Below are 14,210 nucleotides of genomic sequence, written 5' to 3'. Positions count from 1 at the left end.
CGCTGTACCTGTGGGAGCGGCCGTGGCCGCGAACACCGGCGTAGCCGGTGCCATCCACCGCGTCGCTTGCTTCGCTGGCTTGCCCGCTACCATAGGGGTCGCAACAGGGCTCAACCGGCCGTAAGTTCCTCCACCAGCAACCGCGCCGCCGGCGATAGCGGCGCTGCCACCCGGTGCACGATCCCGAACGGCTCGCTCAGTGCCCGCAGCTTCACTGCCAGCGACACCAGCAACCCGCGCTGCTCGGCAAAGGCCGCCACGGCGCTGGGGATCACCGCCACCAGTGTCGGGTCGCCTTCCAGCAGCATGAAGGTGGCAAAGGTGGAGAAGGTTTCCAGCGGGTAGCGTGGCACCTCCACCCCCGCCTCGCTCAACTCACGCTCCAGCGCCTGGCGCATGGGCATGTTGGCCGGGTAGACAATCCAGCGGTACTGGCTCAGGTCACCAACTTCCAGCGTCGCCGCCCCGGCCAGCGGGTGCTGCGGGTGCGCGACCACCGCCAGCGGCTCCTGGGCCAGTTCGACAAAGGCGTAGTCCGCCGCATTGCGGCCCAGCCCTGGCCGGCAGATGGCCAGGTCCAGGCGCCCTTCATCAAGCTGGGCCAGCAGGTTGGCACTGGTGTTCTCGGCGATCTCCACCGCCAGTTGCGGCTGCTTGCGGCGCAACCGCCCGAGGGCACCGACCAGGGTCGGCATGGCACCCATGATGCTACCCACCGCCAGCCGCCCACCCTGGCCCTGGACGATGCCCAGCACCTCCTCGCGCAAATGCCCCAGGTCACTGTGAATCAACCGCGCATATCGCACCACGCAACGGCCCACGTCATTGGCCACCAGGCCGCTGGGCAGGCGCTGGAACAACGGCACACCCAGCACCTCCTCCACCTCGCGCAAGGCCTTGGTGGCCCCGGGCTGGGAAATCGCCATGGCCTCCGCCGCCTTGTGCAGGGAGCTGCAACGGTCCAGTTCGATGAGCAGGCGTAACTGACGCAGGCGCAGGCGGGAAAAAATGGAGTCCAGGGAGGGGATCATCGGGCAGGCTCGGCATGGGTCTTGTAATGCCGAGCACTATAGAGGGTTGTCAACGGGCGATTGTTGAGTTTGCGGCAAATGTCCTTTGCCCTGAAGACACGCCCGGCAAGCTCACGCCACGCGGCGACGCGACAGGCAGGCATACCCCAGGCCCAAAACGCTGGCCGCCAATACGCCCAGCAACATCATCAGCTCGCGGCTGTAGCGGACCACCCAGGCCGGAATACCGATGACCTCGCGGTAAACCTGTATGTCAGCGTTGCCATCGGCGTGACTGATGCTGACCCCGCCCTGGCGGATCTGCGAATAGTCTGCATCGAAATACACCCATACCTTGCATACGCCACCCGGCTCGATGGTGGGGATGTCCGCTTGCATGGTAGAGGTTTCCACGATGGTGTCATTGCCAGCTGCATCGCGCACCTGCACCAGGCCTTTCGCCGGCAGGCGGATTTTCACCTGGCGTACCTGCGCATCACCACGGTTGCGCAGCTCGATGAGCAGACCGGTACGGTGATCGACCAGCCCGGCCTCGAAGGGCTTGGCGAACAGCTGGGCATACGGCGCCTGGGCCATTTCGATCAGCCGCTCGACCTGATCGTGGCTCAGCCCGCCCTCGCTGATGGCATTGATACGCCCCTGCAACTGCTCGTACTTGAGCTGTTCGCTGGCTTTGGTGATGCGTTCGCTGAACTGGCTGGGATAGGTGAGATAGGCATAGGTCAGCGATGCCTCCAGGCGCGGGTTGCCCCTGAGCAACCCATAGGCGGCCAGCAGGACCATCAGGCCAAGCAGCACGGCTACGAGGAGTTTCCCCACCTTGTCCCAGCTCAATGCGAACTTCCTTCTGTCGTGATACAGAGATTCAAACTGACCAAGGGTGCCAAGTTCATGGTCCCCAGGCAAGCCTGACTAAGGCTCCTGCTCGCCTCCCCGAGCCTGGCGCAACTGCTGCAACTGGCCGTCGATCAGCGCCTTGGCCATGCCTGCCAGGTAGTACGTGGCCTGCATCATCGCCTTGCGGTCACCGGGCCGGTCGATGGCCTTGCGGGTGAGTTCGGTAATGCAGCCCATGATGCTCGAGGCCTCCATCAATGCCGTGCGCATCGGCAACTGCGCGTTCATCTGCACCAGTTCGGCACCGCCGTTGCCAAAACGACCCGCTGCACGCACGACATTGAGATTGCCGCCTTCTTTCGGAGTGTCTTTGTCCATGTCCATTTCCTCGGGTTACGAGGGTGCCGAGACTAGGGCGCTGCCTGCCCCGCCACAATAACCTTGGGGGTGGAAAGGCTTACTTTCGGAAATGGACTACAAGAACCCTACAAAGAGGACGCTCCGCCACCACGCTGGCTCTTGACCGCCAAGCGGCAGTGACGGACGATCAATCCCCCCTCACAAGGATGAACACCATGCTACGGATATTGGGCAGAGCCTCCTCCATCAATGTACGAAAAGTCCTGTGGGCATGCGCCGAGTTCGAGGTCGCGTTCGAGCGCGAAGACTGGGGGGCGGGCTTCAAGCCCACGGACAGCGCCGAATTCCTTGCGTTGAACCCGAACGCCATGATCCCGGTGATCCAGGATGGCGATTTCACCCTGTGGGAATCCAACAGCATCATCCGCTACCTGGCCACGCGCTATGGTGCCACCGCGTTCTACCCGGGCGAGGCCCAGGCGCGGGCCAGGATCGACCAGTGGATCGACTGGCAGGCCTCGGACCTCAACCGTTCCTGGAGCTACGCGTTCATGTCGCTGGTCAGGCACTCGCCCGCCCACCAGGACCCACAGGCCTTGGCCGCCGGCTGCGCGGACTGGGCGCGCTACATGCACATTCTCGACCGCCAGCTGGCAAGCACCGGTGCCTATGTGGCCGGCAGCCAGTTCACCCTGGCCGACATCCCCATTGGCCTGTCGGTCAACCGCTGGTTCGAAACGCCGTTAGAGCACCCGCACCTGCCGGCAGTGCGCGATTATTACGAGCGGCTGAGCGAGCGCCCGGCCTATCACCTGCATGGCCGTAACGGTACACCGTGATGGCAACAGATTGACGACCGGGGCAAGACCGTGGGGCTGCTTTGCAGCCCATCGCGACACAAGGCCGCTCCCACAAGTACTGCCAGCGCGTTCCCTGTGGGAGCGGCCTTGTGTCGCGAAAGGGGCGCAAAGCGCCCCCAGGATCTCAAGCCCTACACTGCTGCTCGATCCCCCAACGCCACCGCCCGCCCACGCCAGGCAAACATCAATACCATCACCAACCCAACCGCCGCCATCGCCGCCCCCGCCAGGGAAACCGCCGAATACCCAAGCCCCGCATTGATCACCGCCCCACCCAGCGCCGCACCAATCGCGTTACCCAGGTTGAACGCCCCGATATTCACCGCCGACGCCAGGTTGGGCGCATCCTTGGCCGCCTCCATCACCCGCATCTGCAGCGGCGGCACCAGGGCAAAGCTGGCAGCGCCCCATACCAGGATCGCCAGCGCAGTCGGCAGCGGCCAGTCCATCACCAGCGGGAACACCAGCAACACCGCAATCAGCACGGCCAGCGACAGCATCAGGGTACGGTCGATCGAGCGGTCCGCCGCCTTGCCACCCCACACGTTGCCCAAGGTCAGGCCGACACCGAACAACACCAGCATGGCCGTGACGAAGGTGGTGGACGCTGCCGCCTCGCTCTGCAGGATCGGCGCGATATAGGTGAATACCGTGAACATCGCACTGGAGCCCACCACGGTCAGCAGCAATGCCGCCAGCACCGGCCCGCGGCCCAGCACGCGGATTTCGGCCATGGCCCCACCAGCCTTGGGCGACGGCACATTAGGCAGTGCGTACCAAAGGGTGGTCATTGCCACCAGGCCGAGCCCGGCGATGCCCCAGAAGGCCGTGCGCCAGCCCAGCATTTCACCGAACCAGGTCGCCAGCGGCACACCGCCGATGGTGGCCAGGGTCAACCCCATGAACATGGCGGCCACGGCCCCGGCGCGCTTCTCGGGCGGCACCACGCTGGCCGCGACGATCGAGCCGATGCCGAAGAACGCACCGTGGTTCAGCGAGGTGACCACACGGGCGACCAGCAGGCTGGCATAGTCGCTGGCCAGGGCCGACATCAGGTTGCCGAGGGTGAAGATGGCCATCAACCCGATCAGCAGGTAACGCCGCGGGATCTTCACCGTGGCCAGGGTCATCAGCGGTGCACCGATAAGCACACCGATCGCATAGGCACTGACCAACAGCCCGGCTGCGGGGATGGAGACGCCCAGGTCGGTGGCGATGCTGGGTAACATGCCCATGGGGGCAAACTCGGTGACACCGATGCCGAAGGCACCGATGGCGAGCGCGACAAGAGGTGGATTGATACGCATGGCAAGCTCCTTATCTGTGCTGCAAATGCTACGATCCGAAGCTGAGCCGCACTAGACTGCATTTTTGCGAACCACCTTTGCTCAAGAGGCACAAATGGACTTCAGTGGAAGATCCGGAGAGATGGAAATCTTTGCCAAGGTGGCCCAGGAGGGCAGCCTGTCCGCCGCCGCCCGCGCGCTGGGCCTGACGCCGTCGGCGGTGAGCCGCATCCTCGCGCGGACCGAACAGCGCCTGGGCACCCGCCTGCTGCTGCGCACCACTCGGGCGATCACCCTCACGCCCGAGGGCGAAGCGTATCTGCGCGGTGCACGGCGGGTGCTGGCCGACATGCTCGAAGTGGAAGAGGCCATCACCGACCAGGGTGTGCCCCGCGGGCGCTTGCGGGTCAGCGCAGCGCTGGGCCATGGCCGGCTGACCGTGGTGCCGCTGCTGGCGGCGTTCAGCGCGCGCTACCCGCAGGTGCTGGTCGATCTTACCCTCAGCGACGAAGTGGCCGACATTCTCGGCGGCCAGGCCGATGTGGCGCTGCGCTTCGGCCACCTGCCAGACAGCTCGTTGAGCGCCCGTGCCATTGGCGAAACCGGCCAGGTGATCGTCGCCTCGCCCGAGTACCTGGCGCGCTGCGGTACGCCGCTTGTGCCAGAGGACCTGGCCCGGCACAACTGCCTGCGTTTCAACTTCCGCCGCGCCGCACCCGACTGGCCGTTCCGTCGCGACGGGCAGGCATTCTCGTTGAAGGTGACGGGCAATATCGAATGCAGCAGCGGCGAGGCCCTGGCGCAGTTGGCCAGGCTCGGCGCCGGCGTGGCGCGCATCGGTACCTTTACCGTGGCCGATGACCTGGCCAACGGGCAGCTGGTGCCGTTGCTGGAGGCGTACAACCCCGGTGATCGCGAGCCGATCCATGCGGTGTTCGTCGGCGGCCCGGCGATGCCGGCGCGGGTGCGGGTGTTCGTGGATTTTCTGGTAGAGCAACTGTCAGGCCGGAGCTGTCGCGCAGAGAACTGAATGCGCAAACGGTACGCGTACCCTGTGGGAGCGGCTTTAGCCGCGAAGAATCCAACACAGTGCCTGGCACCGGCTGCGCCGGTGTTCGCGGCTAAAGCCGCTCCCACAGGGGCCCTGCTAATTCAGTGAGTCCTGTGCAGTTCCATGAAAGCGGCATCCGCGAATCAGGCAGTACAATGCCGCATTCTTACGTTAGCCCCGCAAAGGACCGCCCATGCTTTACGTCGTCATGCTCGGAGGCCGCCACCCAGGCGCCAAGATCGAAGTTCACGATGTGGTGTTCGCCCTGGCCGACACCTTCGAACAGGCCTACCCGCAGTTGCGCCAAGCCTGGTTCGGCAGCCCGAAAGGTTTGCACATCGATTCATGGCTGGAAGTGCATGGTGTCGACGGCCAGCGCATCGAACTGCGCCCGCACGCCCCCGCCCCCGGTGCGCTGCGCCTGTACTTCATCAACCTCGGTGGTTATGAACGCGAAGTATTCGGCGAGGCCCACCGCTACCTGCTGGTCACCGCCCACAGCAAGACCGAGGCCAAGGCCCTGGGCAAGCAACGCATGCAGGCGGACTGGCTGAAGCCGCATACCGATGCCTTGCTGGATGTCGACGACTGCCTGGCGATCGACCAGGTGGCAGGGCAGTTCGTGCACCTGGTCGAAGGGGCGCATGAGCCGCTGATGGTGCGTAGTGACTACATCCTCATCTGATGCCGATAGCGCCTGTGGGTACTGAGGGCTTTCGTCACAGCGCACGGGTACACTTGCCTTCAGCTCACGCTCAGGAGTTGTTTCATGCCCTACCCCATCGAACAGAAACTGGTCATCGGCGTTGCTTCGAGTGCGCTGTTCGACCTCACCGTCTCGGACGACATCTACCAGACCGAGGGCGTCGAGGCTTACCGTCAGCACCAGCAGCAGAACCTGGACGAGCCCTTCCCCAAGGGCGTGGCGTTCCCGTTCATTCGCCGCTTCCTGAGCATCAACCAGGCCTTCCCCGAGCAGTTGCCGGTGGAGGTGGTGCTGCTGTCGCGCAATTCGCCGGAGACCGGCCTGCGGGTGTTTCGCTCGATCAACCACTACCAGCTGGACATCACCCGCGCGGCATTCATGTCGGGCCGCTCGCCCTACGAGTACATCCCGGCGTTCAATGCCTCGCTGTTCCTAAGTGCCAACGAGGAAGATGTACAGAAAGCCATCGACGCCAACTACCCCGCCGGGCGGGTGCTGCCGACACGCATCTACGATGACGAGATCGACACCGAATTGCGGGTGGCCTTCGACTTTGACGGGGTGATTGCCGATGACGAGGCCGAGCGCGTGTACAAGCGCGACGACAACCTGGACGAGTTTCAGGAGCATGAACGTGTGCGCAAGGGGATCCCGCATTCGCCGGGGCCCTTGGCGGACCTGTACCGCAAGCTTTCGCTGATTCGCATGCTCGAGGACCGCAAGTTGGCCGAAGACCCGGCGTACAAGCGCATCTTGCGGATCGCCATCGTGACGGCGCGCAATGCCCCTTCGCATGAGCGGGTGGTGACGACGCTGAAGGACTGGGGCGTATCGCCGGACGAGTGCTTCTTTCTAGGCGGGATGGAGAAACCCAGGGTGCTGTCGATACTGAAGCCACATGTGTTCTTTGATGACCAGCGCAGCCACCTGCAGTCACCGGCGGGGGACTTGCCGATGGTGCATGTGCCGTTCGGGGTGGCGAATCGCGAGCGCTCGGCGGCGGACTCTGCGCTCGACGTGCCAGCTCCCACTTCGAGAGCACCGGTTTGATCTGATGCGCAACCTGTGGGAGCGGGCACGCCCGCGAAGGGCCGCAAAGCGGCCCCAATCTGTTTAGCTGACAGGCACCAGGGCCTGCCAACACCGGCAGCACCAGCCCGCTTTACTCAGCTCGCCCAGCAGGACTGCCGAATGACGCTGCAGAAATTCCCAGGCCGGAATGCAGGCTCCTTGTCCGCGATCACATCCGCCTTCACGTTGCCAAACGTGGTCTGCGGCTTGTGCCGGATGCCGTCGTAAAACGCCTGGATGATCGCCTCCTTGAACCGCTCCCCACGCGGGTGCGCCTGGACCACGGCATCCCGCGCGGCAATCCCCAGCCCATCGTGGTGCAGCCCCAGCACATCCGTCTCTACCCCCGCCGTGACCAGGGCGATCAGCGGGTGCATGTGCTCTGGAATGCCCGGCGTGGTATGCAGCGCGATCGCCGTCCACACACGCTCGACATCGCGCTCGTCCACGCCGTGGCGCTGGAGGAAATCGCGCGCCGCATTGGCACCGTCCACCTCGAAGCGGCAGCAATCGCTGCTGTGCTGATGGGTCAGGCCCATGTCATGGAACATGCAGCCTGCGTACAACAGTTCACTGTCGTAACGCAGCCCCAGCCGCTGCCCGGCAAGGGCCGCGAAGTAGAACACCCGGCTGGAGTGGTGGAACAGCAAAGGGGAAGCCGTGTCACGGACGAGCTCGGTGATTTCCCGAGCCATGGCGCTGTCGGGCACCTGGATACCGGCGATGGATGAAGACATGGTCGCTCCTGGGTGGGTTGATGACGAGCCCAGTCTGCGGTCGTGGGCCAATGTCCTCAATTGACTTGTACAGCCAAATACTGCCATTGTCGGCGGATTACGGACTTGCGGCGCAACGCCCGGAGCCACCATGCCCTCTGCCCCCATCACGGTCGCCATACTGGCCATGCCCGGCGTACAACTGCTGGATGCCTGCGGCCCGCTCGATGTATTCGCAGAAGCCAACCGTCAGGCCGGCCGTGAAGCCTATCGCCTGCTGTTGCTGGCCTGCGAACCGGGGCCGCTGGTGAGCTCTTCCGGTACGCGCCTGGTCGCCGACGGCTGGATCGGCGAAGACCTGGAAGCCATCGACACCTTGCTGGTCGCCGGCACACCGCAGGCTGCCGAGCAATACCTGCGCCCCGGCATTCTCGACTGGCTGCGGCAACGCGCGGGCGCTTGCCGGCGTTACGGCTCGGTGTGCACGGGGGCGTTTGCCCTGGCGGCTGCCGGGTTGCTGGATGACCGGCGTGTGACCACCCATTGGGCCGTGGCGCAGCCGTTGGCCGAGCGTTATCCGCGGGTACAGGTGGATGCCGATGCCATTCAGGTGCATGACGGCAACCTGCGTACCGCTGCGGGGGTAACGGCCGGGCTGGACCTGGCACTGGCCCTGGTGGAAGAAGACCTGGGGCGGGATATTGCCAAGCAGGTTGCCGGGCATCTGGTGATGTACTTCAAGCGGCCTGGCGGGCAGCTGCAGTTCAGCCGGCAAGGTGGGACATCACCGGTCGGGCGTTCGGCATTGCAGGGGTTGCAGCGTTACGTGGCCGCCAACCCTGCACTGGACCACGGGGTTGCCAGCCTGGCTGCGCGGGTTGGGCTGAGCCCGAGGCATTTTGCACGGGTGTTTCAGAGTGATGTGGGCATGACCCCGGCCGCATGGGTGGAGCTGGCGCGGGTGAATGCTGCGCGGGCGCGGCTGGAGGCTGGGCGAGAGGCACCGAAGCAGGTGGCGGCGCTGTGCGGGTTTGCCAATGCAGATACGTTGCGGCGGGCGTTCGTGAAACATGTGGGGGTTACGCCGGCGGAGTATCGCAAGCGGTTTGGGCGGTCGGGATGAAATGAACCGTGTTATGTGCGCTCGCGCCGGGTACGCTTTAGCGTCCCGGCCGAGGCTGTGCGCTCCATCGCTAGGTCAGCTTAGCGAGGGCCACCGCCCTGATGGCCGCCAAAGCCACCGCCGCCACCGTGGCCACCGTGGCCACCACCATGACCACCGCCACCACCCGGCGGCATGAACATCCAGCAGCCTGACAAGGCCGATACCAGCGCCGCAACCAGGGCTGCGCGGAAAAGGTGTTTCGACTTCATTGGAACGCTCCACAAGGCTAGATCTGCTGCCTGCCATTACCAGGTTCGGCAGCGGGCGGATTCTAGAGTGACAGCGTGATGGCCTAGGGATACTTTGCATATCTTTACAGTCGTACTGGCAATCGGGGAGGACCGTTGCCTGTGATTGCGGCTTGCATGCCTGTAGAGCAGGCTAGCCCATCCGCCAATCATCGCCCGGCATGATACGCCGCATGAACTCATCGAAAAGCGGCACAGTGAACGCCGTATCACCGTGGTTCGGGCTGTAGATCATCCCTTTCTCGATCAATGCACTGCGCAGTGGTGCGAGCGTGGAAACCTTCCGCGCCAGGCTGGCCGCGATATCACCAGAACGATGAGGGCCGGCCCCCAGATCCGCCATGCCACGCAGGTACTTCTTTTCCGCAAGCGTAAGGCGGTCAAAGCGCACCCGGAAGAAGCTCTCATCCAGTGTGGCAATCGCCTGCTCTGAAGCGGTTTCGACATCAGCGCTGGTGATGGGGCTCTGCGAGGCTACATCCCATGAGTGCTTGCCCCACTCCTGACTTATACCAAGATTAGGAAAGTTATCGAATTTAGATAACTTCACTAATCTCTCTTGATTCGGCAGTGTCAGCAAGAGCGGGCCCCTGTGCGCAGCACTTTTCTTGAGACCCGCCGGTGTAACCGCTAGCACTTCCGGGCTATTGCCGGACACCTTTCACAACCAGAAGCGACAGTGAACCTTTGTGGCAGCAGTGGCTCAGTTGTGCAAAGCGCGCTTACCACTCCGACAAGGGATTGCCATGAGAGATGCCCCCTCCACCGCCCTTCCCCAGGTTCGCATCGAACGTGAACTGAGCCCGCGGGCGGTGCTCACCGGCGTAGTGCTGGGCATTCTGCTGACACCCTCGAATGTATACGCGGGCCTTCGGATCGGCTGGTCGTTCAACATGTCGATCATCGCCTTGCTGGTCGGCTTCACCCTGTGGCAGGGCCTGGCGGGGCGCAGCAAGGGCCGGCCCGCATGGACGTTGCACGAAAGCAACATCAACCAGACAGTGGCCTCGGCCGCCGCTTCCATCGTTTCTGGCGGGCTGGTCGCGCCGATCCCCGCCTATACCCTGCTCACCGGTCACCAGCTGGACCCGCTGCCGATGATGGCCTGGGTGTTCTCCGTGAGCTTCCTGGGCATCTGGATCGCCTGGTATCTGCGCCCCGCCCTGCTCGATGACCATGGCCTGAAGTTCCCTGAGGGCATGGCGACCCTGGAGACATTGCAGCAGATCTACCGCCACGGCCACGAAGCCATGATGCGGATAAAGGTGCTGTGCAGCGCCGCGTTGCTGTCAGGGCTGGTGAAGTGGATTGACGGGTTTGTCTGGACGATACCGCGCTGGGCACCCTCGCCTGTGCTCGAGCGCCTGACCTTCACGCTCGACCCTTCGCTGATGCTGGTCGGCTTCGGCGGCATCATCGGCATCCGCGTGGGCCTGACGCTGCTGTTCGGCGCCGCGCTGGCCTGGGGCGGGCTGGCACCGTGGCTGATCGACCATGCCCTGGTGGTATTGGCCCCGAACGCCAGCGGCCCACAGTTCGCCGCCCTGGTGGAATGGCTGTTGTGGCCGGGCGTCAGCCTGATGGTATGCGCAACCCTGACGTCATTGTCGGTCCGCCTGTTGCAAATGCCCCGGCAGAGGCCCACCGCCCCGCTGGCAAGTCGGGCAGCGCACACCCGTGGGCGGTTTCCCCTGGCACCTGCGTGCGGGCTGTTATTGTCCATTACGCTGGTGGTGGCGTTACAGGCGTTGCTGTTCGGCATCGACTGGTGGATGGCGCTGTTGAGCATTCCCTTGGCGATATGCCTTGCGGTGGTCGCCGCGCGCGTGGTCGGTGCCACCGGTATTGCGCCGATCGGCGCCATCGGCAAGCTGTCGCAGCTGAGCTTTGGCCTGGTCGCCCCGGGCCAGGTGGCCATCAACCTGATGAGCGCCAACACTGCCGGCGGCGCTGCCGGGCAAGCCACCGACCTGATGAACGACTTCAAGGTTGGCCAGGCGATCGGCGCGACGCCACACAAGCAACTGATTGCACAGTGCCTGGGCATCCTCATCGGCAGCGTGGTGGGCGTGCTGGTGTACCTGGTGCTGATTCCCGATCCGCAGACCCTGCTGCTTACCGAGCAATGGCCTGCACCGGCCGTGGCAACCTGGAAGGCCGTGGCCCAGACCCTGATGCAGGGGCTGGGGGCGCTGTCGCCGGAGCTGCGCTGCGCGATTGTGGCCGGCAGCGCGGCAGGCGTACTGCTGGGCACGCTGGACAGCCTGCTGCCGCAATGGGTGGCGCGTTGGCTGCCGAGTACCGGCGCACTGGGGCTGGCGTTCATACTGCCGGCATCGATCAGCATGATGATGGGGCTCGGCGCGGTGGTCACCTGGCTGGTCGGTTGCCGTTGGCCGAGCGTTACAGAGCGGTTTGCGATCACGGCCGCAGCGGGGCTGATTGCCGGGGAAAGCATTACCGGGGTGGCGGCATCGTTCTGGGAGATGGTGCGAATGCTGTAGCGGTTGGCATGGCGGGGCCATGCTGCACCGGCGCGCCATTTACAACGTTCTAACGCGCCCTTGAATGCGATGGGCTGTTGTCGAGCAGCCCATCGCGCGTTCACCCTTGACCCACACCCTCCCCCCGCCACATGCTCGATCGCTCCACCCACGCTCAAGGAACGATTGCATGAAGCTGGAAACCCTCGCTATCCACGCAGGCTTCAGCCCCGACCCGACCACCCGGGCAGTGGCCGTACCGATCTACCAGACCACTTCCTTCGCCTTCGACGACACCCAACACGGCGCCGACCTGTTCGACCTGAAGGTGGCCGGCAACATCTACTCGCGCATCATGAACCCCACCAACGACGTGCTCGAGCAGCGCATGGCCGCCCTGGAGGGCGGGGTTGGCGCGCTGGCGGTGGCCTCGGGCATGGCGGCCATCACCTACGCCATCCAGACCGTCGCCGAGGCCGGCGACAACATTGTCTCGGTGGCCAAGCTGTACGGCGGCACCTACAACCTGCTGGCCCACACCCTGCCACGCATGGGCATCCATACCCGCTTCGCCGCCCATGACGACATCGCCGCCCTCGAAGCGCTGATCGATTCGCGCACCAAGGCGGTGTTCTGCGAGTCCATCGGCAACCCTGCCGGCAATATCGTCGACATCGCCGCGCTGGCCGAGGCCGCCCACCGCCATGGTGTGCCGCTGATCGTCGACAACACCGTGGCCACCCCGGTGCTGTGCCGGCCGTTCGAGCACGGTGCCGATATCGTCGTGCACTCGCTGACCAAGTACATCGGCGGCCATGGCACCAGCATCGGCGGCATCGTCATCGACTCCGGCAAGTTCCCCTGGGCGGACAACAAGGAGCGCTTCGCCCTGCTCAACACCCCCGACCCGTCCTACCATGGTGTCACTTACACCGAAGCCTTCGGCCCCGCCGCCTTCATCGGCCGCTGCCGCGTGGTGCCATTGCGCAATACTGGCGCGGCGCTGTCGCCGTTCAACGCCTTCCTGATCCTGCAAGGCCTGGAAACCTTGGCATTGCGCATGGAACGCCACACCGAGAACGCGCTGAAGGTCGCCCGTTACCTGCAAGCCCACGAGCAGGTAGCGTGGGTGAAATATGCAGGGCTGCCTGACCACCCCGAGCATGAACTGGCCCAGCGCTACACCGGCGGCAAACCAGCGTCGATCCTGTCGTTCGGCATCAAGGGCGGCCAGGCGGCCGGTGCGCGCTTCATCGATGCGTTGCAGCTGGTGGTGCGCCTGGTGAACATCGGCGACGCCAAGTCGCTGGCCTGCCACCCCGCCTCTACCACCCACCGCCAGCTCAATGACGAGGAGCTGGAAAAGGCCGGCGTGCCACGGGACATGGTGCGCCTGTCGATCGGCATCGAGCACAGCGACGATATCATCGCCGACCTGGCCCAGGCGCTGGAGGCCAGCCGCGGTTGATTCATCTGCGCCCTACCCAATGCCTACGGCGGGCGCACCTTTCGCACATCTGGATAGCCCTGCGATGACCCTGTTCTACCTCAAGCTGATCGTCACCCCGCTCCTGATGTGGGCCATCTCCCTCGCCTCGCGTCGCTGGGGTGGCCTGCTCGGCGGGTTGCTGTCCGGCCTGCCGATCACTTCGGCCTTGGTAATGACCTTCCTGTGCCTGGAACAGGGCACGGCCTTTGCCTTGGGTGCGGTGCCCGGCGCGCTGGGCGGCCTGGCGGCGGTGCAGGCCACGTACACCTTCTACCTGTTCGCCACACGCAGGCTCGGCATCGGCTGGGCTGTATTGCTGGCGATGTTGTTCTATGGCGTCGCGGCCTACGCGTTTACACACGGGGGCAACCTGTACCTGTCGATTGCCGTGGCGCTGGTGCTGATCGGCGTGCTGATACGCGCCAGCGGCCGCGAGCCCAGGCCGGACACCCTGGTCCGGCCCCGGCATCGATTTTGGGAAATCCCTCTGCGCATGGTGTCTGCCACTTCGTTGCTGATGATCACCACAAGCCTGGCCAACTGGCTGGGCCCGGCGACCAGCGGGATGCTGGCGCCGATCCCGGTGATTGCCTGGCCGCTAGTGGTGTTCGCCCATGTGCAGACTGGCCGTGCAGGAATGGCGGCGATGGTGCGGGGCAATGCGATCGGGGCGGTGGGGGTGATTGCGTTTTATCTGGTATTGGCAGGGCTGCTCGATGCCTGGGGTGTCGCAATCGCCATCAGCCTGGCCATGCTTTGTGCCGTGGTCCTGACCGTGGGGCTGGCGGCTGCGTTGCGACGGGGGTGATACACCGGCGCGCATGCCAGGGGGCTGCTGCGCAGCCCATCGCAGGCAAGCTGTTCTGGTCAAGTATTTCCGGACACCGGTTACGGTGATCAAGCCGCC

15 protein-coding genes are annotated in these 14,210 nt (G+C 64.7%); 8 read left to right on the top strand and 7 right to left on the bottom strand.

Annotated features, from left to right (window positions below):
* Positions 1-110: 110 nt before the first annotated feature.
* From MJ643_RS10095 to MJ643_RS10085, 3 genes are all read right to left on the bottom strand, one after another.
* Positions 111-1,031, bottom strand: a complete 921-nt coding sequence (locus MJ643_RS10095; protein WP_013972034.1) for a LysR family transcriptional regulator — start codon at positions 1,029-1,031, stop codon at positions 111-113.
* A 111-nt stretch (positions 1,032-1,142) separates the two neighbouring features.
* Entirely contained in the window at positions 1,143-1,865 is a 723-nt protein-coding gene (locus MJ643_RS10090; RefSeq protein ID WP_196184777.1) for a hypothetical protein, read from the bottom strand.
* Positions 1,866-1,943: 78 nt separating this feature from the next.
* Positions 1,944-2,246, bottom strand: coding sequence for a DUF3077 domain-containing protein (locus MJ643_RS10085; protein WP_031325298.1), 303 nt, complete (start codon positions 2,244-2,246; stop codon positions 1,944-1,946).
* A gap of 197 nt (positions 2,247-2,443) precedes the next feature.
* Between MJ643_RS10085 and MJ643_RS10080 the strand changes: the two genes are divergently transcribed.
* Positions 2,444-3,067 carry a glutathione S-transferase gene (locus MJ643_RS10080; RefSeq protein ID WP_023662501.1) on the top strand — a complete coding sequence of 208 codons (624 nt, stop codon included), beginning with the start codon at positions 2,444-2,446 and terminating at the stop codon, positions 3,065-3,067.
* A gap of 152 nt (positions 3,068-3,219) precedes the next feature.
* On the opposite strand, the gene MJ643_RS10075 is transcribed toward MJ643_RS10080, so the two are convergent.
* On the bottom strand, positions 3,220-4,395 hold the full coding sequence (locus tag MJ643_RS10075; protein ID WP_013972030.1) for an MFS transporter: 1,176 nt from the start codon (positions 4,393-4,395) through the stop codon (positions 3,220-3,222).
* Between the two features lie 94 nt (positions 4,396-4,489).
* On the opposite strand from MJ643_RS10075, the gene MJ643_RS10070 reads away from it, so the two are divergent.
* The 3 genes from MJ643_RS10070 to MJ643_RS10060 all read left to right on the top strand — a co-directional run bounded on the left by MJ643_RS10070 (position 4,490) and on the right by MJ643_RS10060 (position 7,181).
* Positions 4,490-5,404 (top strand): LysR substrate-binding domain-containing protein, encoded by a 915-nt coding sequence (locus tag MJ643_RS10070; protein ID WP_024086760.1) that lies wholly within the window; start codon positions 4,490-4,492, stop codon positions 5,402-5,404.
* A gap of 214 nt (positions 5,405-5,618) precedes the next feature.
* Positions 5,619-6,110 carry a DUF1543 domain-containing protein gene (locus tag MJ643_RS10065; RefSeq protein WP_013972028.1) on the top strand — a complete coding sequence of 164 codons (492 nt, stop codon included), beginning with the start codon at positions 5,619-5,621 and terminating at the stop codon, positions 6,108-6,110.
* 84 nt (positions 6,111-6,194) lie between these two features.
* The gene (locus MJ643_RS10060) at positions 6,195-7,181 is read left to right on the top strand and encodes a 5'-nucleotidase (protein WP_013972027.1); all 987 of its coding nucleotides are present in this window, start codon (positions 6,195-6,197) and stop codon (positions 7,179-7,181) included.
* A gap of 116 nt (positions 7,182-7,297) precedes the next feature.
* Here the strand turns inward: MJ643_RS10060 and MJ643_RS10055 are convergent, their stop codons facing one another.
* Positions 7,298-7,939, bottom strand: coding sequence for an HD domain-containing protein (locus MJ643_RS10055; RefSeq protein WP_013972026.1), 642 nt, complete (start codon positions 7,937-7,939; stop codon positions 7,298-7,300).
* A 130-nt stretch (positions 7,940-8,069) separates the two neighbouring features.
* Here MJ643_RS10055 and MJ643_RS10050 point away from each other — a divergent pair, with 130 nt between their 5' ends.
* The gene (locus tag MJ643_RS10050) at positions 8,070-9,041 is read left to right on the top strand and encodes a helix-turn-helix domain-containing protein (RefSeq protein ID WP_024086758.1); all 972 of its coding nucleotides are present in this window, start codon (positions 8,070-8,072) and stop codon (positions 9,039-9,041) included.
* Between the two features lie 80 nt (positions 9,042-9,121).
* On the opposite strand, the gene MJ643_RS10045 is transcribed toward MJ643_RS10050, so the two are convergent.
* Positions 9,122-9,292, bottom strand: coding sequence for a hypothetical protein (locus tag MJ643_RS10045; RefSeq protein WP_196184779.1), 171 nt, complete (start codon positions 9,290-9,292; stop codon positions 9,122-9,124).
* Between the two features lie 172 nt (positions 9,293-9,464).
* Positions 9,465-9,911: a hypothetical protein gene (locus MJ643_RS10040; RefSeq protein ID WP_015269926.1), complete on the bottom strand. Its 447-nt coding sequence runs from the start codon at positions 9,909-9,911 to the stop codon at positions 9,465-9,467.
* Positions 9,912-10,077: 166 nt separating this feature from the next.
* Here MJ643_RS10040 and MJ643_RS10035 point away from each other — a divergent pair, with 166 nt between their 5' ends.
* From MJ643_RS10035 to MJ643_RS10025, 3 genes are all read left to right on the top strand, one after another.
* Positions 10,078-11,835 (top strand): OPT family oligopeptide transporter, encoded by a 1,758-nt coding sequence (locus tag MJ643_RS10035; protein WP_196184780.1) that lies wholly within the window; start codon positions 10,078-10,080, stop codon positions 11,833-11,835.
* Between the two features lie 169 nt (positions 11,836-12,004).
* Positions 12,005-13,282, top strand: a complete 1,278-nt coding sequence (locus MJ643_RS10030; protein WP_013972022.1) for a bifunctional O-acetylhomoserine aminocarboxypropyltransferase/cysteine synthase — start codon at positions 12,005-12,007, stop codon at positions 13,280-13,282.
* A gap of 64 nt (positions 13,283-13,346) precedes the next feature.
* Positions 13,347-14,111 (top strand): hypothetical protein, encoded by a 765-nt coding sequence (locus tag MJ643_RS10025; RefSeq protein WP_038409274.1) that lies wholly within the window; start codon positions 13,347-13,349, stop codon positions 14,109-14,111.
* Positions 14,112-14,210 lie beyond the last annotated feature (99 nt).

Origin of the sequence: Pseudomonas sp. PNPG3, from assembly GCF_023093815.1 — a bacterium.
Taxonomy (GTDB): Bacteria; Pseudomonadota; Gammaproteobacteria; order Pseudomonadales; family Pseudomonadaceae; genus Aquipseudomonas; species Aquipseudomonas asiatica.
Note: the sequence above shows the minus strand (reverse complement) of the source record. Positions and strands in the feature narration are given on the sequence as shown.